The following is a 22,991-nucleotide window of genomic DNA, read 5'->3' as shown; positions in this document are numbered from 1 at the left end:
GCCGCCGCGCCGCGCCGCAACTCCGGAGCGCTCCGGAGCCCTGCGGCAACATTGCCAGCTGCACGGGGTGCACTGTCAGGCCCGAGGATTCCCTCATTTCAGCGCGCGCAGCCCCGCAACCGTCGTGGGCACCTTGTAGACGGCCGTGCGCGCGGTCACGAACAGCACCTTGCCGTCCTCGCCGCCGAACGTGCAGTTCGATGGAATCAGGGGGAATTCGACCTGCTGCAATTGCTCTCCGCGCGGGTTGACCACCGTCACCGTTTTGCCGCCGGTCGTCCAGATATTGCCCCGCTCGTCGACCGCCATGCCGTCGGGATGTGTTACGTGAAAGAAGATGCGGTCATTGCCCAGCGCGCCGTCGTCGGCAACGTCGAACGCGCGGATGTGACCCCCGTCGGTGTCCGCGACGTAGAGCGTCTTTTCGTCCGGAGACAGCGCAATGCCGTTGGGTTTCTTGAAGTCCCGGGCCAGGAGCCGGACCGTCCCGTCCGGCGTAATGCAGAATACGCCGCAGAAATCGAGTTCCGCGTCTGGCCCCTGCAGGCCCCCCTTCAACCCATAGGGCGGGTCCGTGAAAAAGACCGCGCCGTCGCTGCGCACCACGACGTCGTTCGGGCTGTTGAACCGCTTGCCCTCGAACCGCTCGGCCAGAACCGTCTCGCCGCCGTCCGCTTCCATTCGCGTCACGCAACGGGCTTGGTGCTGGCACACGACCAGCCGGCCCTGCGGGTCGAGTGTCAGCCCGTTGGACTGCCCGCTGGGACTGCGGAACACTGACTTGTCCGCGCGATAAATCGTATCCGCAGGCACGTCGCTGAACAACAGTCCTTCCCGCGGCAGCCACACCGGCCCCTCCGTGAACTGGAAGCCTTCCGCGACCACTTCCACCGGCCCGGCGATGAGGTCACTGTCAGAAGCATTCAATACAATCAGCACCAGCAGTCCCAGCATGGTCCAGAACCTTTCTTGTCATCAGCCACCGTGAAAAACACAACGCGACCGTGCCCGTCATCATGCCATAAGAGGGGCCCGGACCGAAAGACCCCGGGAGTCTCGTGGGCTGCGCAACTCGGCCATCGCCGGGTCAGGTCATTCGCTGCAAGCGGCGCACTCATATGCGCAATTTGTGCATTACTGTTTAGTGCATATATGCTCATTTTGAGCATTCATGCATAGGGGCGTTGTTGCCCGGTGTTTCTTAAGTTCTTTTAAATAAACACGTTAACGGATACGGGAGGGACTGCGATGGACTTGGTATGAATTCTGCTCTTTGTTCAGACGATGGGATTGCCCCTTCGGGGACGTATCGCGGCACAAGCGTGCGGCTCCCGGGAGTGGTGACCGGAACAGTGGAGGTCAAGAGATATGGCAGGGGACACAGCACTCGTGACCCAGGTGGTAGAACAGTTTGGGCGCGACCGCGGGCGCCTCATGGACATCGCCCGGTCGGTGCATGCGAAGCTGGGTTGCCTGACCGAGGAGACCGTCGGTCAGATCGCCAAAGCCTTGGGCATGCACCGCGTACAGGTGCGCGATATGGTCAGCTTCTACGCGCTTTTCTCGCGCCGGCCGCAGGGCAAGACGGTGATCCGTGTGTGCCGTGCCGTGCCGGAGCGGATGAAGGGCGCGGACCAGGTGGCGCAGGCGTTTGAGAGAGTCTTGGGCATTAAGGTGGGCGAGACGACACCGGACGGCGCAATCACGCTGCAGTATGCGCCGTGCATCGGCCTGAGCGACCAAGCGCCCGGCGCATTGATCGGCACGACGCCCGTCACCAACCTGACCCCGGCGGACGCGCCGAAGATCGCCGCGGCAATCCGCGAGGGGAAAGACATCGCGATGCTGCCGCAGGCTAACGTGGACTTGAACCTGCGCAAGCCCGGCCCGGTCATCTTCGCGCCAATGGAACGCGGCGCGGCGGTCCGCGTCGCGGCAAACCGGAAACCGGAAGAGGTGATTGGCGAGTTGAACAAGGCGCGTCTCCGCGGCCGCGGCGGCGCGGGTTTCCCGACGGCGATGAAATGGGACTTCTGCCGCAAGGCGAAGGGTAACGCCCGTTATCTCATCTGCAACGCGGACGAGGGCGAGCCGGGCACTTTCAAGGACCGGGTGATTCTTACCGAATGCCCGGACCTGCTCTTCGAGGGCATGACCGTGGCCGGCCACGCGCTTGGCGCGAAGGAAGGCCTGCTGTACCTCCGCGGTGAATACGAATCGCTGCTGCCGCACCTCGAACAGGTGCTTGCAAAGCGTCGCCACCTCGGCCTGCTCGGCCAGAACATCGTCGGGTACGAAGGCTTCGACTTCGACATCCGCGTCCAGTTGGGCGCGGGCGCCTATATCTGCGGCGAGGAATCGGCGCTCATAGAGTCGCTCGAAGGCAAGCGCGGCGCCCCGCGCGACCGGCCCCCCTTCCCGGTGCAAAAAGGGTACAACGGCGAGCCGACGTGCGTGAACAACGTCGAGACCTTGTGCTGCGCGGCGCGCATCCTCGAGAAGGGCGGCGAGTGGTTCGCCGCGATGGGCACGCGCGATTCCAACGGGACCAAACTGCTCAGCGTTTCCGGGGACTGCGCGCGCCCGGGCGTCTATGAGGTCGTCTACGGCATTACCATCGAGAAGCTGCTCGAAATGGTCGGCGCGGCAGAAGCCCAGGCCGTTCAGGTGGGCGGCCCCTCGGGCCAGTGCGTCGCGCCGAAGGATTTCGGGCGCAGCATCTCGTTCGAGGACCTGCCCACGGGCGGTTCGATCATCGTGTTTGGCCCGAAACGCGATTTGCTTGCGTGCATGCATCAGTTCGTCGAGTTCTTCGTCGAGGAATCGTGCGGCTGGTGCGTGCCGTGCCGCGTTGGCACGACGATGCTGTCCACGCAACTGGCCAAGATCCTCTCGGGCAGGGGCACACACGCCGACCTTGCGCAGATGGAGGAGGTGGCCAACACGGTCAAGACCATGAGCCGGTGCGGATTGGGCCAGACCGCGGCCAACCCCATTCTGACCACGCTGCGCAGCTTCGCGGGGCTGTACGAGGCGCGGCTCCGGAAGGAGGATTTCATTCCGCCTTTCGACTTGAAGGCGGCACTGGCCGAAGGCTGCGCAATCACGGGCAAGACACCCGTGCTGGAGGATTGACACCCATGAGCCAGGACACTGTCAACATCATTATCGATGGCGTCGAAGTGCAAGCGAAAGCGGGCCAGACCATCCTCGAAGCGGCCGATGCCGCGGGCATCTATGTGCCGCGGCTCTGCCATCACCCGGACCTGCCGCCCGGCGGCCACTGCCGCGTGTGCACCGTGAAAGTCAACGGGCGTCCGACCAGTTCATGCACCTTTCCGGTCAGTGAAGGGCTCGTTATCGAGAACGATACGGACGGCTTGAACACGCTGCGGCGGCGGCTCATCGAAATGCTCTTCGCGGAGGGCAATCATTTCTGCCCGTCCTGCGAGGCGAGCGGTAATTGCGAGTTGCAGGCGCTCGGGTACCGGCTCGGCATGATTGCACCGACGCTGCCGTATCTGCGCGAGAAGCGCGAACTCGACGCAAGCCATAAGGACGTATACATCGACCGTGACCGCTGTGTGTTGTGCGGCCGCTGCGCGCGCGCCTCGTCGGTGGTGGACGGGAAGAATGCTTTCGGCTTTGAGAATCGGGGAATCCACATGCGTCTTGCCGTGGATGCGGAGCATGGCCTTGGCGAAACGTCACTGACCGCGGCCGACAAGGCGGCGCAGGTGTGCCCAACGGGCTGCCTGACCGTGAAACGGAAGGGCTACGCGACGCCCGTGGGCCGGCGAAAATACGACAAGACGCCCATCGGCGCCGAAATCGAGAAAAAAGCGGCAAAGGTCTGAACGGCGCGGTACGGCCGGGAAAGGAATGGAGTCATGGCGAAACCACTGGTAGCGACCGGCTTCTTCACGGGTTGCTTCGGCTGTCACATGTCGTTTCTCGATATCGACGAGCGGATTATCGACCTCGTCGAATTGATCGAGTTCGACAAGTCGCCGATTAACGACATCAAGGAGTTCACGCGGCCGGTCGACATCGGCATTGTCGAAGGCGGCGTCAGCAACGAGGAAAACGTCGAATTCCTGCGCGAGTTCCGCAAACATTGCAGGATTCTCATCGCGATGGGCTCGTGCGCCATTACGGGCGGCGTGCCTTCGATGCGGAATACGGTCCCGCTCAAGGAATGCCTCGAAGAGGCCTACCTGAACGGTCCGACGCTCCAGCACGACGGGGTCATCCCAAACGACCCGGACATCCCGACGCTGCTGGACAAGGTGTACCCGTGTCACGAAGTGGTCAAGATCGATTACTTCCTGCCGGGGTGCCCGCCGTCGGCGGACACCTTGTGGACGGCCCTGGTGGCGCTGCTCAAGGGCGAGCAGGTCGCGCTGCCTTATGAACTGGTCAAGTATGACTGATGACCGTGGCATGGGCGTCGCGCCCATGAGGCTCGCGGGCAGGATGCCCGTGCTACGCTTTGGAGGCTGATGGCAATGGCAAAAACAGCGTCAACTGGCAAGCGGAAGATCGTCATCAATCCGGTTACCCGTGTCGAAGGGCACGGGAAGGTCACGATCCACCTCGACGAGGCCGGCAAGGTGCAACAGGCCCGCTTCCACATCATCGAGTTTCGCGGTTTCGAGCGGTTCGCCCAGGGCCGCTTCTACTGGGAGGCGCCGACCATCGTGCAGCGCCTGTGCGGTATCTGCCCCGTGAGCCACCACCTCGCCGCGTCCAAGGCGATGGACGTGGTCGTGGGCGCGGACAAGCTCACGCCGACGGCCGAGAAAATGCGCCGGCTCATGCACTACGGGCAGACGTATCAGTCGCACGCGTTGCACTTCTTCCACCTGGCCTCGCCGGACCTGCTCTTCGGGTTCGACGCGCCGGTCGAAAAGCGGCACGTGCTCGCCGTGCTTGCCGCCTTTCCCGAAGTGGCGAAGAAGGCCGTGCTCATGCGCAAGTACGGCCAGGAAGTCATCAAGGCGACCGCGGGCAAGAAAGTCCACGGCACCGGCGCGATTCCCGGCGGCATCAATAAGAACCTCAGTATCGAGGAACGCGACGCCTTGCTCAAAGACACGGACACGATGCTCGAGTGGGCGGTCGAGGGCCTGGAACTCTGCAAGAAGGTCACGCTCGAGAACGCGGATATGCTGTTGGCCTTCGGCGCATTCCCGTCCAACCATCTGAGCATCGTGCGCGAGGACGGCTGCCTCGACCTCTACGACGGCAAGCTGCGCGCAAAAGACGCCGCAGGCGGCATCATCTTCGATCAGGTCGCCCCGGCGGACTATCTGGATTACATCGCCGAGGAAGTGCGCCCCTGGAGCTACATGAAGTTCCCGTACATCAAGGCCCTCGGCAAGGAAGACGGCTGGTACCGCGTCGGCCCGCTGGCGCGCATCAACAACTGCGATTTCATCGACACGCCCATCGCGGAGCAGGAACGCCGCGAGTTCATGGCGATCGGCAACGGCAAACCGATCAACGCGACAATGGCTTATCATTGGGCGCGCATGATCGAGCTGGTGCACGCAGCGGAGAAAATCAAGGAACTGCTGCCCGATCCCGACCTCCAGGGCACGGACCTCGTTGTAACCGGGAAACGCCGCAATCGGGGCGTTGCCTGGATCGAAGCCCCGCGCGGCACCTTGTTCCACCACTACGAAGTCAACGACCTCGACCAGATCACGCGGGCGAACCTGATTGTGTCGACGACCAACAACAATGAGGCGATGAACCGTTGCGTGAACGTGGTGGCCCGGGCGCACCTGGAGGGCAAGAACGAGATCACCGACGGCCTGCTTAACCACATTGAAGTCGGCATCCGCGCCTACGACCCGTGCCTGAGTTGCGCGACGCACGCGCTGGGCCAGATGCGGCTTCACGTACAGATCATCGGTCAGGACGGCGCCGTGCTCGACGAGCGCACCCGCGGGTGACGACCATGGCGCCGAGCGGCACGCTGATCTTCGGCTACGGGAACCCCGGGCGGCAAGACGACGGCCTGGGGCCCGCAATGGCGGACCGGGTCGGCGAGCTGGGTCTGCCCGGCGTCGTGGTTGACTCTGATTACCAGTTGAATGTCGAGGAAGGCGCGGCGCTGGCCCGGTACCTGCGGGTTGTCTTTGTCGACGCGAGCAAGACCGCGGCCGCGCCGTTCACGTTCGAGCGGGTCGCCCCGGCCACGGAGGTCACGTTCACCAGCCACAGTGTATCGCCCGAGTCGGTCCTGGCTATCGCGGCGGAGCACTTTGGCCGGGCGCCCGAGGCGTGGGTGCTGGGCATCCGCGGCTATGCATTTGAGTTTGCGGAGGGTCTGACGGAACAGGCCCTCGGGAATTTTGACAAGGCGTTTTCCTTCATCCGATCATGGATCGGCACGCGTAAGGAGTAAGGAATATGGAAAAGACCATTCTCGCCATCGACGACGACCCCGATGTTCGTGCGGCGCTGCGCGTCGTCCTGGAAGCCGAGGGTTTCTCCGTCGGCGAAGCGGCCAACGGCGAAGAGGGCCTGAAAGTTGCGGAACGGATCAAGCCGGATGCGATCATCGTGGACCTGATGATGGAGAATGTGGACTCCGGCAGTTGGGTCGCGCAGAAGCTGAAGGAAATCGGTTTCGCCGGGCCGGTCTACATGTTGAGTTCGGCGGGCGACACCGTGCGGTACAATATCGACGCGCGCGACCTTGGCTTGGCGGGTATCTTCCAGAAACCCATCGATCCGTCCACGCTGGTGGCCACGCTCAGGGCCAAGCTGAGAGACACATAAGCACGAACGCTTGAAGTGCCGCGGCAATCTTCACCCGTGACCGAGTTGCGCCGGGGCGGCGTCAGGGAAGTACCCGGGCGTTGCGTTCCGGCGCATTGGTGTTTGCGCCGGCAGCCGAGGGCAAGGACGAACGACACAATCAGGAGAGGCCGCTGATGATCGAAAAGCACGGCGACCCGGTGCGCAAACAGGCGTTGTACGAAGAAGATCAGCCGCTGTTCGGGCGCGGCATGCACTTGGGCGACCGCCTGTACACCTTTATCGTGGTGCGCTTCCTTGTGGCGGCAGGCATTGTCGTAGCCGCGTATTTCGCCCACTACATAGTGGGCATTCAAGGGCTCAACCTGCGGGCCTTCGTCATCCTTGCCGCGGTCCTGTTCTGCTGTAACTCGATTTCCTATCTCATCGCCCGCCCGTACCGGGGCAACTATGAACGGGCGAACGCGCGGCGCGAACTGCTCATTCTGGTGATGGACATCAGCATCGCCATCGATTTCCTCTGTCTCACCGCGGCGCTCTGGCTCGTTGGCGGTTCCCAATCGCCGTTTCAGGCCTTCTTCATCTTCAATGTCATCATCGCCAGCGTACTGCTGTCGCCGCGCGCGACATTCGCCTACGTCGTGTTCGGCTACGCCCTGTTCGCGCTCATGGTCGTGGGCACGTGGCGCGGATGCATCCCCGCTCACTATCCCGATGGCGCCGTGCCACGGCCCGGCACCGGGCCGCTCGACGGGCGCTACGTCATTACGGTGCTGGTCGTGCAGGGGCTGCTCTTCGCGCTGACAGCGCTGCTGATGACCTATCTCATGCGCCTGCTCCGCGACGGCGCGCGCCAACTGCGCGAATCCAACCGGGCGCTCGACCGGCTCTCGAAGCAACGCCGGGACTTCTTGCAGATTGCGCTGCACAACCTGCGCTCGCCCATAGGCGCGGTGAGCATGCTGCTGAGTAATCTGGCAGGCGGCTACGCAGGCGCACTGAACGAGCAGCAGGGCGCTTGGGTAGACCGCGCGCAGCTGCGGCTGCATGAACTCACCGCCTTTCTCCGCGACCTCGAGTCTCTGGCGCTGCTCGAATCGGGCGACCTCGAACCCTATATGCAGAACATCGACCTGCGCGCCCTGCTCGAAAACCTGGTCGAAGAGAACCAGGACCTCGTGCAGCAGCACCGGCACACCCTCACGCTCGAGGTCGCGGAAGACCTGCGTCCGCTGCGGGGCGTGCCCCGGCTCGTACGCGAAGCGGTCGTGAACTTCCTCACCAATGCCGTCAAGTACACGCTGGACGGCGGCCGCATCGCGGTGCGCGCGATGAATCGCGAACAGTGCGTGCGCATCGAAGTCGAAGACAACGGCGTAGGCATCGCGTACGGGGACCAGACCCGGCTGTTCCAGGAATTTGTGCGCGTGCACAAGACACACGCGGAGGTGGCAAAAGTGCCGGGCTCCGGTCTCGGCCTCGTGATTGTGCGCCGCATCGCGGAGGCGCACGGCGGCCGCATCGATGTGCGCAGCGTGGAAGGCCAGGGCAGCGTCTTCGCCATTGAATTACCCGCATGATCTTCGCGGACGTCACCGGAGCAAGCCTTGCTCCACCAGGTAATCCGCGATAGTGCGCGCGACGAAGGCATGACCGCGGTCGTTCCAGTGCGCGTCCTGACGGAAGGTGAGCGGACGCTCCTTCGCGGCCTGAAACGCGGAAAGCAGATTGAGCACCGGATAGTCCGCTTGCTCTTTCACCTGGTCGAAGTACTCCAGATAGGCGTATTGATAAGGCTCGTTCGTGGCGTATTGGCCGCGCTCCCAGTAGTCCGGCGATTCCTTGGGATCATAGTGATGAAAGCGCGGCACTACCACGAGCGCAAACGCCGCACCCGCGCGGCGGACTTCATGGGCGAGCCGATCGATGTTCTCGCGCGTCGCGGCGAAATACGGGCGCAGCGATTCCGGGGGATGCCGGTAAATGAAATAGCGGTTGTATTCCGTCACGCCGTCTATGCGCACCGTGAAATCGTAGTATTCTTTCCGTTCCCGGGACGGCCAACCCAGGACCTTGCGCAGGACCACTTCTTTCGGGTACAAGGCGCACTCCAGCGCTTGTGAAAGGGGCGGCTGCGTGAACACGCGATAAACCAGCTCGCCAATGACACCGTAGTAGAACTGCCCTCGTTCATCGATATCGAAATAGACGCCGTGCTCGTCGCATTTCGCCATCGCCGCGTATTGGTAGTCGTCTCCGAAGTCCGTTGCGTCCAGAAAATACAAGACCAGTTGCGGCTTGTACGCGCGAATGACGCCGTCGAAGAGCAGATTGGCAAGGAACGGTGAATAACTCACGATGCCCGCGTTCAAGACCGCGAGCCCGTCGCGGTGCAGGCGCTCTCGAAGCAACTGCTGGCAGACCTCCGGAAACGCAAACCGCTGCCGCACGCCGTAGCCATAGGTAAACGAATCGCCCATCATGACGATTCGCTCGGAATACTGGAGAAACGCTTCGCGAGAATACTCCGACCGGAGTCCATCCTCGTTCGTGGCGACCAGAATCGGCTCGTTTTCGTAGTACGTCTTGAACATCGTGCGGTTCGGCGGCGCGAGGTGGTGATACCTGCGCGAGTTCTGCCAGCGGAATCGCATCATCGCGCGTTCCGGCAGCACATACGGCGTCAGCGCCTCTATCAGCACGCACGCCGCGGCCAGGCTGGCAAGCAGCAGGAGAAACTCCTTCCTGCGATACCACGCCAGCCACAGCGCGCCCGTGATGAAAAGGGACAGCAACCAATAACCGGCCGCGGCGCCAAGCGCCAGGGGCAGCTCCCCGGCCCGGAACCGCGCGGAAAACACCGACGCCGCCAGTGCGCCCGCGGCCAGTGCAAGAAAGACCACCGTCAGCAGGAAAACGGCGCGCGCGAACCACCGGCACGGCGCGGGCAACCCCGTTTCTGGCGGGCCGGGCGTGCTCATCCGGGCGCAGCCTGCAACCATGCGCGCAACGCCTCAACGGCATCCGGTTTGACTACGTACCGCCGCGCGCGGACCTGGGCGCGCGTGATTTCCTGGTCTTGCGCCATGAATTGATCGATAGCACGGAGCACTTCGGGATCATTCACCACGCCATAGAACTCGATGTTCTCGAGCAGCCAGAAAGCGGCGTCCGCGCGAGGGAAACGCTCCTTCAGCAGCCTTCGCAAGGTCTCCGAGTCGGCGTCATGCACGCGCGTCCGCGCGCCCTGCAACCGGAAGTAGTACTCGAATTTAAAGGTCTGACGATGCCTGGCGAAAAAGAGCGTTTCCGCATCATGCGGGAGGCCCTGCACCAGTTCCCGGTATTCCTGTATCGCCGGACGATGGTAGTAATCGCTTGCCGAGAAGATGTCGAGCAACGAAAATGCGCCCAACGCCGCGGTCAGCATGACGCGGGACCGCGTCTTGCGCGATACGTCGATCCCGATAGCGCACAAGAGCAGGAGCGCGGGCAGCAGCACCATGAAATAGCGGGGCAGCATGACGGAGACGTGCGCGTTCAGCGAGTGCGTGTAGGGAACCAGGTAGGCCACGGCGAGCCAGCACAAGAGCAGTCCCAGCGCGTGTTTGCCGCGCTCCGGCTCTTCCGCAACCCCGTTCCCGGTGTATTGACGCAAGAACAGGACGAGCAACGCCGCCGCAACCAGCAGCGCCACGGCCGGGTCATGGAAGAAGTAAAGAAAGATCTCCGCAAACGCCGCGGGTTGCGGCTTCGGCACCCAATACACCGTCGCGCGGAACGATTCGAGGGTTTGCGGCAGCTGCGGAAGATAGGCCGCCACGGGAATCAGGAAACCGACCACCCCGGCCCGCACGAGCGGCCCGCGCCGTTCCGCGCACGCCCCCGCCGCGATATATCCCCACGCGGCCGCCTGCGCAAGCCACACGAGCCAGCCAAAGTAGTGCGTGTAGATCAGCAGCGTCAGAACAAGCGCCTGCGTCAGGGAAGCCTTGGCTTTCGGGCGCTCCTGCAGTCTCAGAAACGCCAGATACGACGCCGCGCTGAGAAGGAACAAAAGGCTGTATGGCCGCGCGTCCTGCGAATGCAGCAAGTGCGACCAGTTGACGGCGGTGAGAAACGCCGCAACCAAGCCCACCGAAGGCTTGGCCAACCGCGCGCCGAGCGCGTACATCGCGGCGATCCCGCCCAGCCCGATGAGCACACTGAGCAGGCGCGCGGTGTATTCGCTGGAACCCCACGCCTTGAGCCAGAGCCACAGCAGCACGAAATAGCCTGGCGGCATGTAGTTGTGTTCGTCGCTTTCACGCAGCACCCCCCCGAACGTGCGTCCCGGGTCCGCATGCGTCACGCTCAGCAGTTCATCATTCCAGAGACTCTGGTTGGTCAGGCCCTTCAGACGCAGGAACGCGGCGAACAGCAGGATAACCAGGAACAGATAGGCGTGCTTCCGGTGCGGCGCACACGTGAATACACACCAACCCAGGCATGCCGCCCACAATCCCAGCACAAGCCACGGAGCCAGCGCATGCAGGTACGCCGCGTTCTGCGAAGGCAGCAGGTACACCGCAAGCGTCGCCCAGGCGGCGTACAAGGGCGCATGCGCCCGGCCCAGTTGAGACTCCGTCTCGCGCGTCAAGGGAGCGGATTCCAGGCGCAGCCAGCCCCGCAGCAGCAACACGTATGCCATCGCGGCTGCGATGGCAACAAGAGGCACGGGATACCACGCGCGCATCAGCGGACACGCGACGCGGCCCGCCGCAAGCCCGTGAATCAGGAGACAGCACGCCGCCGAGAACACACCTCCGCACCAGACCCACCGCAGCCTGCCCGCGCGTTCCAGGGATGCGTTTCCTTGCGTTCCGGGTTGCGTCATGGCCCGATATACCCCAGCGTTTCGAGGCGCTGTCGCTCCTCATCGCTCAAACCCTGCGCCTCATCGGGCGCGGCGGCGCGCGTCGCCGGCGACGCGAACGGCGCGGCGGGCAGCATGGCCCGGCGCAACGAGGGCGCGCGAAACTCCACGGCGCCGGGTTCGCGCATGCGCATTACGAGCCGCACCTCCGCCGCGTTTGGGTAAACACGGCGGCGCAGCGTCTTCCACGCGGGCGACGCCTTCCTGCACGCGTAACGCCAGACGGTGTCCGTGCCGTCCCCTTCGGACAACGTGACCTCAAGCACGCCTGAGGAAAGCCGGTAGGGAATTTCCAGCACGTGAGGCGCGCCGGGCGCGTCGACGGGCGCGGCCAGCACCAATTCCGGGGCGGGCGCGTCGAAGCGCACGCTGTCTTGGGCGCCCGCAACCTGAGCGGCGGGCACGCTGGGGCTCCGCGCCCACGCGGGAGCAAGCAGGTCGGGTCCGAGAGTGACCGCGCCGTCACTGCCCTGGAACACATCGCGCGTGAAGTGCATCCAGCGCGCGTTAAGCCGCCGCAACTCCGCGTTCATCGTATCCGCGATTTCCGGCGACTCGGCCGCGATATTGCGCACGCACCCCGGGTCCGTACGCAGGTCGTACAGGGTTTCGGCAAACGGCCAGATGGCCTCCGGTCGAGTGTACTGCGCGTCGGCGCACACGGAGTAAAGGTGCGTGCCGTTCACGACGGCGGCCGCGGGGCCGGTGCCATCAGGCGTTTCGCAGTAGACCGTCCGGCCGGACGGGGCCCCGCCCTGCAGGACGGGCACCAGGCTCTCACCGGCCAGCCCGCCGGGCCGCCGCAGCGAGAAGAGTTCGCAGAAGGTGGGGTAAAGGTCGAGAAGGCTCACCGCGCCGCCGTGTCGTCCGGGCTGCACGCCCGGGCAGCGCACGAGCAGCGGCACATGCAGTTCTTCGGGCATGAGCATGGCGCCATGCCGCCAGAATCCATGTTCAAAAAACTGCTCGCCGTGATCGGAGGTTATGACGAGCATGTCGCGCGCCGGGTCGTAGGCCAGCGCGTCCAGCAGTTCCGGCAGACGCGCGTCCGTGTACTGAATGGCCCCGTCGTATAGGCTCATCAAGAACGCGATGTCCTCCGGCTGCACGTCGTGCCCTTCGGCATAGTAGGGCAGGTCGCCGATCACTACCGAGCCGTCGTCGTTGTACAGGTTGCCCTCGCGGACGACGCGGCGGTCATAGCGCGGTATGAATTCCGCGCCATACGGCAGCGGCGGACGGTACGGATGATGCACGTCCATCGTGTGAATGTAGATGAATTCGGAACGTGTGCTCCTCGCATAGGTCTTGCGCAGCGTTTCGATGATTTCATCAATCGTGCCGTAGGGGGCATTGTATTGATAGAGAGCGTGATAGACGTCGAAGCCCTGCGCCTGGCCTTCTTCAGGCCTGAGGAAGAAATTGGTCACGCAGCCGATGGTGCGCCAGCCCGACGCCTGGAATGCCTCCGCTATCGAAACCTCGTCCTCGGGCAGGCCAATCTGCATGGGGTCTTCGTGGACCTGTGAGTAATGCTTGCCCGTCATGTACGCGGTCACGGACCGCCGCGTCACGTTCGAGGGGGCCATGGCAAAACGGAAATCGGCGGACGCAGCCGCCAGCGCGTCCAGGTTCGGCGAAACATGCCGGTCATACCCCGCGTAGCCGAGATGGTCCGCGCGCAGCGAGTCGATCGTAATCCAGATCACGCGCGCGGGCGGCGCGCCGGCCCGGTCTCCGCAGCCGCGGAGCACCGCCGCAGACAACAGCAAAATCGCCGCGAGGGAACAGCGGCGAATACGCGAAGACCTTGTCGCTACGCTCATGAAGACACTCGTAAAATCGCGCGGGCGTTCGGGCAAAGAGACGCCGCGGCACACGCGTTTTGGGGCGCGCCGCCACGCCCGTCGCGAGTATAGCGGCGTATCAGGAAGGGGTCAACAGACCCTTCCGCGGTTCCGGCGATTGGCGCGCGCCGGCACGGTTTGCCGCGCGGTTATTGGCTCTTGCCGAGAAAGTCTTCGAGCAGCTGATTCGCCGACTGGCACTTCTCCGCCGCCGCCGCGTAGTCGTGCGCGGTGAGCGCGTCCGCAATCTGCGGCAGGAGCTGCTGCATGACCGTCTCTTCTATGTCGGCGGGCGGGTCAACCTGCTTTTCATGCAGGAACGCGGCGTATCGGCCTCTGTTCGCCTGCAGCCGCTGATAACCCGCCGCCGCGCGGTCGTGCGCGTCGTCGCCCACGGCCGGCCTGCGCTGCGCGGCAGAAAGCAGCGCGGGGAATGGCGCATGCGGCTCCTCCTGGTACCAGAACGCCGTGCTCGAATAATCGTTCGCGAAATTGTTCGCGTGACCGTGCTCAATCGTCACCTTGATCGACTTCCGGAACCGCAGCGGGTCGGCCACGTAGAACCGGTACATGGACGTCTTGCCCGCGTAATCCTTGTTGCCAATCAGGTGAAAACCCGTATACGGCCCGGCATACTCGATGTTCGGGCACGCGCCGCCGCCGAAGCACTCTTCCGTGCCCGTGCCGTGGACCGCGGGCGGCCATGCAGCGCCATCGATAAAGATCATGTCGTCGCCCTCCCCGTACCACGTCGTGAAGAAATTGTGCACGTTCAGGAAATAACCGGCGAAGTTCCCGTGCCCCTCCGCTTCAAGGATGACGTAGTTATTTGCGCCGTCCCCGTTCCGCGCGCCTGTGATCGTCGTGTTGACGGGGGTCTGCGCGTCACCGACGGGCGGCGTGGGGTTTTGCCGCCGCCACTGCGCGTGGAAGCGCCCAATATTCGGCTCGAGACTGCCCATCGCCTCGTAATCAATGTGATACCAGACGGCGCCCACATCCGTTTCGCCATCATTGGTCAGGGTCAGCCGCGCACCGTGCGAAAACGGCATGGGGAAATAACTGTTGAAGCCCACCGAGAACGCCGGCGCATTGGGGCCCATGGTCTCGGCGCCCTCGTTCACCGTGACCATAAGCGAACGGAAATACCGGATGCAGCCATGGCCCTGGCCGAAGAAATCGCCGAACGGCGTCTCGATGCTGGGTTCGGCTTCGCCGTCCCAGTACGCGCGCAGAACAAGGTCGCGAAGATACCGCGAATCGCCGATGTGACCCATCGAGGTCATGACCGTGAAGTAGATGTGCCGGATGCAGCCCGCCCCCGGAATATTCGCGAGTTCGAGCGTTTCTCCCGCGGGTACGTCCCGGAAATCCACGTTCGCACCGCTGCGGTCCCAGCTGGAAACGCGCGCGCTGGTGCTGTCGCGCAGATACAACAGGTCGGAGAAAAGGGATTCCCTGAGCGACACCTCATACGCGGCCGGAAGCCGCGGCTCATCGTCAAGCGCTTGGGATTGCTGCGGCTGACCACACGAACCGGTCATCAGAAAGGCGAATGCCAGTATCGAGACAGACAGCGCCGCGGTCCTTCTTCCATAGGCCATGACAAGTTCCTCCTCCAGGTTATTGTTCCCCTGTGGTTCCTATTCTACTCAGCCCGCGCTGAATTGTCGGCGCGCTTCCCGGTTGAGCGGGGCTGGCCCGGAGTCCCCCGGCTCAAGGCAGGAAGCCTCTTAACGCTCCTCCAATGCCTGGAGCTCGATATCGGTCTGCCGCATGCGCTTCGCAATGACCAGCGCGAGCCGCGCGAAAAACTGCCCGCTGAACGCCGCCGCCGAACGCTGCACTTCCGCGTCGAACCGCGCGCGCGGCAACGCGTACAACTCCGTCGCCGCCTTCGCCTCGGCGTCGGCGGAGCGCAGGCCGCGGTCCAGGAACGACAACTCGCCGAAGAAGTCGCCGTGGCCGAACGTGGCCACGTGATGGCGCTTCCCGCCTTCGAGAGGCAGCAGGATGCGAACGCTGCCCCGCCGCACCAGATACAACTCGTCGCCGGTATCGCCTTGGGCAAAGACCTTCTCGCCCGGCGGTATCGACAACTCCCGCGCGCACGCGCCCAGGACGTGCATGGCGCTTTCGTCCAAACCACGGAACAGGTCGATGTCCCGCAATTGAAGGAGCGGTTCCTCGTTCGGCGGCCCGGGCGCGGCGCTCTCGAGGATTTGCTCTTCCATCCACTCCAGGGCCGCGTCCAGGGTCTCGAATACCATCGCGCCGCCATCCTTGCGCAGAACCCCGGCACGGGCCAGGTCGTGCTCGAAGTGACGCCGGTCGAGCACGGTGGAGGGCATACCGCTGAACAGCAGGCGCCCGCCCCGTTCCGCCAGTTGCGCCTGCATCTGGTACAGAAGATGGGCGGCCGTGAAATCCAGGGACTGCACGCGGCGCATGTCGAACAGGATATATTTTCTCCTGCGGAGATCCTGTTCCAACTGCGAGAACAGTTGGTCGGTGGTGCCAAAGAACAGGTTGCCTTGCAGTTCGCAGAAGACCCCCTGGCCGCCGTGTTGCGCAAGCAGTTCCCGCTCCGCGGCGAGGCGGCGTGTCTTCGAGGAGACTTCACTGAGATACCGTTTCCGGCGAATGACCGACCCCCGCATCTGGTCGCGGATGAACAAGACGATCGCCAGGATCACGCCAACCCCGGCGGCCGCGATCAGGTCAACTGTGACCGCCACGACGATGACCCCGGCGATCACGGCGAAGTCCAGGCGGCCGCCCGGATACCGCAGCAGCCGGAGCATGCTCTTGTCCACCATCCGCCATGCGACCAGCAGCAGGATGCCCGCCAGCGCGGCGACGGGCAGCCAGGCTATCAAGTTGCCTATGAGCAGGAAGGCCACGACGGTCAAGGCCCCTTCGATAACACCCGAACGCGGCGTCCGCCCGCCGGAAGTGACATTGACGAGCGTCGGCCCCACCGTGCCCGCGCCGGGCATGCCGCCGGCGAGGCACGCGACGGCGTTGCCAAAGCCCTGGCCGATAAGTTCGCGGTTCGAGTTGTGGCGGCTGCGGGTCAACGCGTCGAGCACGACACAGGTCTTCAGCGTGTCGATGGACAGCAGCGCGGAGAGGGTGAGCGCGGGTATCAGTACGTGGCGGAGCGCGGCCGGGTCGAAAGTGAAGAAAGACGCGGCGCGTTCCGCCGCCGCGTCAAGAAACGAGCCGGTGGCAAGCAAGGGGCCAATGACGAGCGTGTTGCCTTCGAGTGTCCGCAGCCCGGGAGAAAACAAGGCAAGAACCAGATAGACCACTATGCCGGCCAGCAGGCCGAGTATGGCCGGCGGGGTTTTTGTGGTAATGCGCGGCCCCACCCACATGGCGGCGATCGTGACCATGCCGGCCAGCAGGCCCTGCCATTGCCACAGCGCGGGCGACGTCACTCCCTGAACCAGCGGAGTGCCCGGCGGCAGCCCCAGCAGTTTGGGCAGCTGGCTGATCGCAATCAGCGCGCCCACGCCGGACATGTAGCCGCTCACCACCGGATAGGGAATGAACTTGATCAGCCGGCCGCCGCCGATGGCCCCGTACAGTACCTGAAGCACCGATGACAACATCACCGTCAGCGCAAGCAACGCGGGGAGGCTGGACGGCTCAATGCCGCCCGTGTTCCCGGAGACGAGATCCGCGGCCAGCGCCGACAACACCGCTGCCGCGGGTGCGCAGGGAGCCGAGATGAGCCCGCCGTTCCTGCCGATCAACGGCGCCACAAGACCCAGCGCGGCCGCGCCGACAACGCCCGCCAGCGCGCCCTGCCCCACGTAGTCCGGGCCGAACGGCGCATAGACCAGCATGCCGAACGCGACCGCGGACGGCAACGCCACGAGCATGGCGGCCAGGCCGCCCCACGCCTCAGCAGACCAGGACCAAGTTCTATCGGAGAGATGCCCTGACTCCGCTTGCATGCCTCGCCTCTCGGCGCACGCGGTACTGCCCGGCGTCCGCCAGACTTTTGCAGAACCCTTATTCCCCAAAACCGGAATTACCCTAAGGCATCAGAGAACGAAAAGACAAACGCGTCAAGCAGGCGTTCGGGGTTCGGCAACGAAATCCCATGCCGGCCCTTGCGTCCCTGTCGAGGGGACACCCCGCTCTCTCCCTTCGCAAACGCCCCAAGAGAGAACCTGTGGACCGATGTGAAACGATAGTGCTCGGCGGCAACATCTCAATCAGTGGCGTTATTGCGTCGGCGCAACAACCTCGACCGCGGTCACGGTCGCTTGTGAGCGAAGTTCCCCCCCGGACGTTCGGTACACGACCTGGCCGCGGATATCCTGGCAGCCCACGGGCACGGCCGGGGCCTTGGCGCGGTACGTGAGCGTGACGGGCATGGCCGGCACGAAAATCCAGGCCATTTGGAGCAGGTCGCTTTGCCCCAGCACGATGTTCGGGATGGCGCCGGACACCCACCCGTCCAGGGTCCAACCTTCGGGAAGCAATTCATATACGGCCAGAGCCGTTATCCTCTCCAAGCCATCGTAATTCAGCGTCAGCGTAACCTCGACCGTCTGTCCCGCTTCGCAGATGCCGCCTTGCGTCACGGCGCGCGCCAGCGTCATCACCTCCTGCATTGGGCTGGGATTGGCTTCGTACCCGTCCTCCGTGGGATATACGGCGACGGCATACGATTTTGCATGATAGAACTGCGTCAGCCGGAGCATTTCGCTCAGGCTGATCCGCCAGTCGGCCGCATCGTAGTCGCTGTCGTGGCGGCCGCTGGCGGCCGTCTCTCCGGGTCCTGCGGCGTAGCCGTCTTCGCTCACCGGGTCGATGTGGTAGCCGTCCGAATTGTAGAACTGAATGACCCGCATCAGTTCCGGCAGCGAAATGCTCCAGTTCCCATCCTGGTCGGCGCTGTGCGGCCGGACCGGCTCCGCGCCCCCGCACGCCACCGGTTCTTCGCCTTCGCCCTCGCCTTCGCCGCTGGAGCAGGCGCCAATAAAGATCACAAACACCCCCCGTTCCACCAGCGCGGGAATGTCCACGCAAAACGCCGATTCCGCCAGCGGATTGTACGTCACGACCACCAGGTCGCCGCTGCCCAGCCCGGGATTCGCCGCCGCGGGGCCGAGGTCCGCGATCTGATTCGAGAAAAGCGACAGCGTCCTCAGTCCGTGCAACCCGGTAACCGGCTCGATGGAAACAATGGCGTTGTTGTCGAGATACAGCTCCTCCAACAAATAAGTCAGCCCGGCGACGGGGCTGATGTCCGTAATCTGGTTGCCGCCGAGGTCCAAACGGGTCAGCCGGGTCAGATTCGCTATCGCGCTGATATCGGAAATCTGGTTCCAGGCCAGGTCCAGGTGTCGCGGTTCCACGAGTTCCGCGACGGGGAAAATGTCCGAAATCTCGTTGCCGCTCAAGGCCAGCCATGAGAGGAGCGGCAGCGAAGCCACCGCGCTGATGTCCGAAATCTTGTTCCACGAAAGGTCCAGGGAACGCAATCGCGGCAGATTCGCCGCGGGGCTCATATCGGAAATCTCGTTCTGGGCGAGATACAGGTGGGCGAGGTTCGTCAAGCCGCCGAGAACGGACATGTCCGTAATCTGATTGCCCGAAAGGTCCAGTTCGGCCAGACCCTGTAAGTCCGCGAGCGCAGCCAGGTCCTCGTCTCCAAGTCCGTTCCGTGTCAAGTAGCACGAGTCCAGCTTTGTCAATCGGGCGATCGGCTGCAAGTCCCGGACATGGTTATGCCGCAGATTGAGGTGCAGCAGGTTCACGCAGTATTCGAGACCGGTCAGGTCCGATATCGCGGATTCTCGAGCGTCCAGATAGGTCAAGTACAGAAGGTCGGTGTCCAGGATATCGCCCGTGGGCTTGTCAATCGTGTCCCGGACGCGTTCCTCCAGCCCCCGGTCCGAGAATTCGACTATGACCGCCCCCTGCGCGCCCGCCGACAACAATACGGCAACCAGGCAACATGCGTGCTTCATACGTCCCACCCTTTCACGTTTGGCGCGCAGTCTGTGCCATGTTCTGTCCTCCCCGCACCACGCAATCGCCGCCTCCCCGAGCGACCAGTCTACGCAACCGCGCACCCCTGCAGCATACCACATCACCCGCGCGAGCGCAACAGAAATAGTAGTTGACAATAGTGCCAATGCAGGCGTAGCCGTTGCACGGGAACGCTACAGGTCAGGCGTGCGGGCCGGGACGGCTATTCCCGCGGGAAATTGAGGTCGTAGTCGAGCCGGACCTGTTGCCATTCGCTGTCCGGGTGCTCCAGCCGGTTCAAGAGCAGTTCCGCGGCGATACTCCCCATATCGTAGGACCGCTGACGAGCGCAGAGGATGGGAAACTCCGCCCGGTCCGCCATGCGTTCGTCGTCGATGACGGCCAGTTCCACGTCTTCCGGGATGCCGTAGCCGAGACGCTGCAGTTCCTCGGCCAGCACGGCGGCGTGGCGTGCCGAGGCGCAACACATGCCCGTCGGGCGGCGGCGCAGCCCCAACGTCGCGAGAATCTGCAGGCGCAACGCTTCCTGGCCGCCCTGCCCGTCCCGGATCAAGTAATCCGGGTTCACATCCAGGCCGGCATCGGCAAGCGCGCGGCGGTAGCCCGTTTCGCGGTCTTCGTTCACCGTGTTTGCATCGCTGAAATTGATGAACCCCACTTCGCGCCGGCCGCGCCGGGTCAGCTCCCGGGTGAGTTCGAAGGTCATTTTCTCGTTCTTCGTCACCACGCTGTCCGTGTCCAGGGTGCGCACGAAACGGTCCACGAGCACCAGCGCACAGCCGGCATCCTGAACGTGGCGAAGCAACCCGACGGTCTTCTCCGTGGGCGCGGCCAGCCACAAGGCCCACCCGTCCATATCGCTGTTGCAGACCCCCACCAGATACTCGAATTGATCGGCCTGCTCCGCGCTCTGCGGGTGTACCAGCACCCGAAAACCGTCCGCCACCGCCTTGTTCGTGAAACCCTGCAGCACCTCCCCCACGTGGTTGAACCGGTCCGCCGCGCAAAACGCCGCCCCGAAGGTACCCCGTGCCGCCGAGGCGGAACCCATTGTCTTCCGCCGCGACTTCACGAACGAACCCCGGCCCGCTGTCCGGGACAAATATCCGTCCATCTCCAGCGCCTGCAAGGCTTTGCGCGCGGTGCTACGGCTGACGCCCATCGTCCTGGCCAACTCGATTTCAGGGAGGATGCGGGTACCCTCGGGAAGATCGCCGTTCTTGATGCGCTCGAGCAATGCGCGTTTCAACGACTCATACAAGGGCAATTCCGACGAGAATTTCACGAGGCTATTGGTACTCCCAAATCGCGCCGGACGCGGAATATTGCATCATAATCGCCACACCCCCATAATAGCCCCTTCCAGACAATGATTATAGCAGCGGCGGAATCCCAATCACAACCGAGCGGTTATTAGAAACGACATTCCGATTGATTAGTACCTCAACGGCGCCGAGAATTTGTGTTTTTCGCAACTTTTGTAGCTACAGTTTCGGACGGAGGATGAATGTCTTCAGATTGTCCAGGCCCTTGGCGCGTGTCGTTTCATGGCGGCCATTCCGGCGAATTCTGCGACCATGGCGAAGGCGCACTGGAAGAGTTTGTGCTGGCCGCGGTCGCGGCCGGATGTCCGGCCTACGGTCTTACGGAACATGCGCCCCGCATCGAACCGCGGTTTCTCTTTGCCGAAGAACGCGCCCTTGGCTGGGACGTTGCCCATTTGGAACGGCTGTTTGACCGCTACGCGCGCCGCGTGGATGCGTTGGCGGCGCAATACGGGGGCCGTATCGTTCTGTTCAAGGGCTTCGAGATCGAGGTCGTGCCGCGGGCGCGCTATGTCGAGGTCATGACCGGCTTGCGGCGGGAGCACGCCTTCGATTACATCGTCGGTTCCGTCCATTATGTCGATGAGATCATCATCGACTACACGCGCGCGGAATTCGACCGCGCCGTAGCCCATTGCGGCGGTCTCGAAGCGCTTGCGGTCCGCTATTACGAGACCCTCGCCGAGATGGCGGCGGCGTTGAAACCCGAAATCATCGGCCACTTCGACCTGGTCCGCAAACAAGCTGCCGATGAGGCGTCCGTGAGCACATCGCGCGTGCGCGCCGCTGCCTGCGCCGCGCTCGACTCCGTGAAGGAGCACGGCGGCATTCTCGATGTCAACACGTCCGGCTACCGGCGCGGCCTCGGCCGCCCCTACCCCGCGCCGTGGGTCGTGCGCGCCGCGCGCGAACGCGGCATCCCCTTCACGTTCGGCGACGACAGCCACCGCCCGTCCGAGGTGGCCGCCGACCTCGACACCGCGCGCCAATACCTGCTCGACCTCGACGTGCGCGAGATCATAACCTTCGGCCGGGGTCCGAACGGGTTGGAGCAGCGCCCCATCTCCCTGCTTGACCCATAGGTCCGCGTTGACTACCATCCGTCTGGACGGTACGGATACGCACGATTCGGAGATCGCGGGCACGGCGGAAGGAGGGCCAACCATGCGCAAAGGCTTCTTCGACAGTTGCGACATCAGCGACACCGGCAGCGTCTGTTTCTGGCTGTTCCTGCCCGTCGCCGTCATTGTCTACATCATCGACGCCGTTTTCTGAGAGCCTGCTGCCCCCCTTGACAAATCTCGGCGGGGGGGGGTAGGATATGTGTAGGTCAAGTAGCGGGACTTGACGGGAAAAGGGCATGTGCCCGCAGGGGATACAGGCCATGCGATTGGGAAGTTTCTCCTTTCAGGCGATTTTTGTCTGCTCTCTACTGGTTCCGGGGCTTGCCACCGCGCAGTTCCAGGCGGAAATCGGGAAGACCGAAGCCGAGGCCTACCGGGAACTGACCTCGGGCGCCTCCGGCATTGGCGAAGAGACGACGGTCACCTTCAACACGCTTTCGCAGTCTGCCGGTGATTACAAGACAGTCGTTGCCACCTGTAACAATGAGATGAGCGTTAACGTCGCTGTATTTGATTTGGAGGTGATATTGGAGCCGAACGACAATTTCCAAGGGCGCAGCCTCGTCGACTTTGGGGTCGAAGAAGAGATTACGCTCCAGCATGACAAGACGCCAGACGGCGTGGCAGTGGATCTCGAATGGGTAAAGGTCAATGGTATTGGTCGGTTGGACGAAAACCGTTTTGATGCGGGAGCCGTGCCGGGGCAAGCGTCCATTCGACTCCAGGTGGCAGCGGGGCCGTCCGCAGGCATGGGACCGACATGTTCCCTGAATGTCATTGCGCCATCAGGGGCTTATATGATCCAACAGCCGGGAACGAACATAAAACATGTCTATGACACCTGTTCTGCCGGTTTTCTGGGTATTTCCTTCATGCTGCCCATGCACGTATCATTCTCAAATCTCATGCAGCGAGAAGGCATGTGCGCGGCCATTGCCAGTGGCTACTATGGCAGCCTTAACGGGGAAATTCACCACGCCGGTGAGTGGTGGTA

At 63.5% G+C, this 22,991-nt stretch carries 17 protein-coding genes; 9 read left to right on the top strand and 8 right to left on the bottom strand.

The window, feature by feature from the left end; translation table 11 throughout:
* Window positions 1-93: 93 nt before the first annotated feature.
* Window positions 94-954 (bottom strand): SMP-30/gluconolactonase/LRE family protein, encoded by an 861-nt coding sequence (locus KA184_04150; GenBank protein ID MBP8128749.1) that lies wholly within the window; start codon window positions 952-954, stop codon window positions 94-96.
* A gap of 414 nt (window positions 955-1,368) precedes the next feature.
* Here KA184_04150 and KA184_04145 point away from each other — a divergent pair, with 414 nt between their 5' ends.
* The 7 genes from KA184_04145 to KA184_04115 all read left to right on the top strand — a co-directional run bounded on the left by KA184_04145 (window position 1,369) and on the right by KA184_04115 (window position 8,351).
* Window positions 1,369-3,135 (top strand): NAD(P)H-dependent oxidoreductase subunit E, encoded by a 1,767-nt coding sequence (locus KA184_04145; protein MBP8128748.1) that lies wholly within the window; start codon window positions 1,369-1,371, stop codon window positions 3,133-3,135.
* Between the two features lie 5 nt (window positions 3,136-3,140).
* Window positions 3,141-3,857 (top strand): (2Fe-2S)-binding protein, encoded by a 717-nt coding sequence (locus KA184_04140; protein ID MBP8128747.1) that lies wholly within the window; start codon window positions 3,141-3,143, stop codon window positions 3,855-3,857.
* 33 nt (window positions 3,858-3,890) lie between these two features.
* Window positions 3,891-4,433, top strand: coding sequence for an NADP oxidoreductase (locus KA184_04135; protein MBP8128746.1), 543 nt, complete (start codon window positions 3,891-3,893; stop codon window positions 4,431-4,433).
* Window positions 4,434-4,508: 75 nt separating this feature from the next.
* A complete protein-coding gene (locus KA184_04130) occupies window positions 4,509-5,960 on the top strand; it encodes a Ni/Fe hydrogenase subunit alpha (protein MBP8128745.1) in 1,452 nt (483 codons plus the stop codon).
* Between the two features lie 5 nt (window positions 5,961-5,965).
* Window positions 5,966-6,415: a hydrogenase maturation protease gene (locus KA184_04125; protein MBP8128744.1), complete on the top strand. Its 450-nt coding sequence runs from the start codon at window positions 5,966-5,968 to the stop codon at window positions 6,413-6,415.
* Window positions 6,416-6,420: 5 nt separating this feature from the next.
* Window positions 6,421-6,792, top strand: a complete 372-nt coding sequence (locus KA184_04120) for a response regulator (GenBank protein ID MBP8128743.1) — start codon at window positions 6,421-6,423, stop codon at window positions 6,790-6,792.
* Window positions 6,793-6,947: 155 nt separating this feature from the next.
* Window positions 6,948-8,351, top strand: a complete 1,404-nt coding sequence (locus tag KA184_04115) for a HAMP domain-containing histidine kinase (protein MBP8128742.1) — start codon at window positions 6,948-6,950, stop codon at window positions 8,349-8,351.
* A 12-nt stretch (window positions 8,352-8,363) separates the two neighbouring features.
* Here KA184_04115 and KA184_04110 read toward each other — a convergent pair whose 3' ends face one another.
* The 7 genes from KA184_04110 to KA184_04080 form a co-directional block, all read right to left on the bottom strand.
* On the bottom strand, window positions 8,364-9,773 hold the full coding sequence (locus KA184_04110; GenBank protein MBP8128741.1) for a hypothetical protein: 1,410 nt from the start codon (window positions 9,771-9,773) through the stop codon (window positions 8,364-8,366).
* Window positions 9,749-11,647 (bottom strand): glycosyltransferase family 39 protein, encoded by a 1,899-nt coding sequence (locus KA184_04105; GenBank protein ID MBP8128740.1) that lies wholly within the window; start codon window positions 11,645-11,647, stop codon window positions 9,749-9,751. Before KA184_04105 ends, KA184_04110 begins: the two co-directional genes overlap by 25 nt.
* A complete protein-coding gene (locus KA184_04100) occupies window positions 11,644-13,512 on the bottom strand; it encodes a sulfatase-like hydrolase/transferase (protein MBP8128739.1) in 1,869 nt (622 codons plus the stop codon). Before KA184_04100 ends, KA184_04105 begins: the two co-directional genes overlap by 4 nt.
* 170 nt (window positions 13,513-13,682) lie before the next feature.
* Window positions 13,683-15,077, bottom strand: coding sequence for a DUF2961 domain-containing protein (locus KA184_04095; protein MBP8128738.1), 1,395 nt, complete (start codon window positions 15,075-15,077; stop codon window positions 13,683-13,685).
* A gap of 189 nt (window positions 15,078-15,266) precedes the next feature.
* Complete coding sequence (locus KA184_04090) at window positions 15,267-17,498, bottom strand: SLC26A/SulP transporter family protein (protein ID MBP8128737.1); 2,232 nt, start codon at window positions 17,496-17,498, stop codon at window positions 15,267-15,269.
* 273 nt (window positions 17,499-17,771) lie between these two features.
* Entirely contained in the window at window positions 17,772-19,526 is a 1,755-nt protein-coding gene (locus KA184_04085) for a leucine-rich repeat domain-containing protein (GenBank protein MBP8128736.1), read from the bottom strand.
* A 224-nt stretch (window positions 19,527-19,750) separates the two neighbouring features.
* Window positions 19,751-20,833, bottom strand: a complete 1,083-nt coding sequence (locus KA184_04080; protein MBP8128735.1) for a GntR family transcriptional regulator — start codon at window positions 20,831-20,833, stop codon at window positions 19,751-19,753.
* Between the two features lie 222 nt (window positions 20,834-21,055).
* On the opposite strand from KA184_04080, the gene KA184_04075 reads away from it, so the two are divergent.
* Complete coding sequence (locus KA184_04075) at window positions 21,056-21,955, top strand: histidinol-phosphatase (protein MBP8128734.1); 900 nt, start codon at window positions 21,056-21,058, stop codon at window positions 21,953-21,955.
* A 302-nt stretch (window positions 21,956-22,257) separates the two neighbouring features.
* Window positions 22,258-22,991, top strand: a 734-nt coding sequence (locus KA184_04070; GenBank protein ID MBP8128733.1) for a hypothetical protein, incomplete at its 3' end; no start/stop codon positions are given.

The organism is Candidatus Hydrogenedentota bacterium (genome assembly GCA_018005585.1).
Classification (GTDB): Bacteria; Hydrogenedentota; Hydrogenedentia; order Hydrogenedentales; family JAGMZX01; genus JAGMZX01.
Note: the sequence above shows the minus strand (reverse complement) of the source record. Positions and strands in the feature narration are given on the sequence as shown.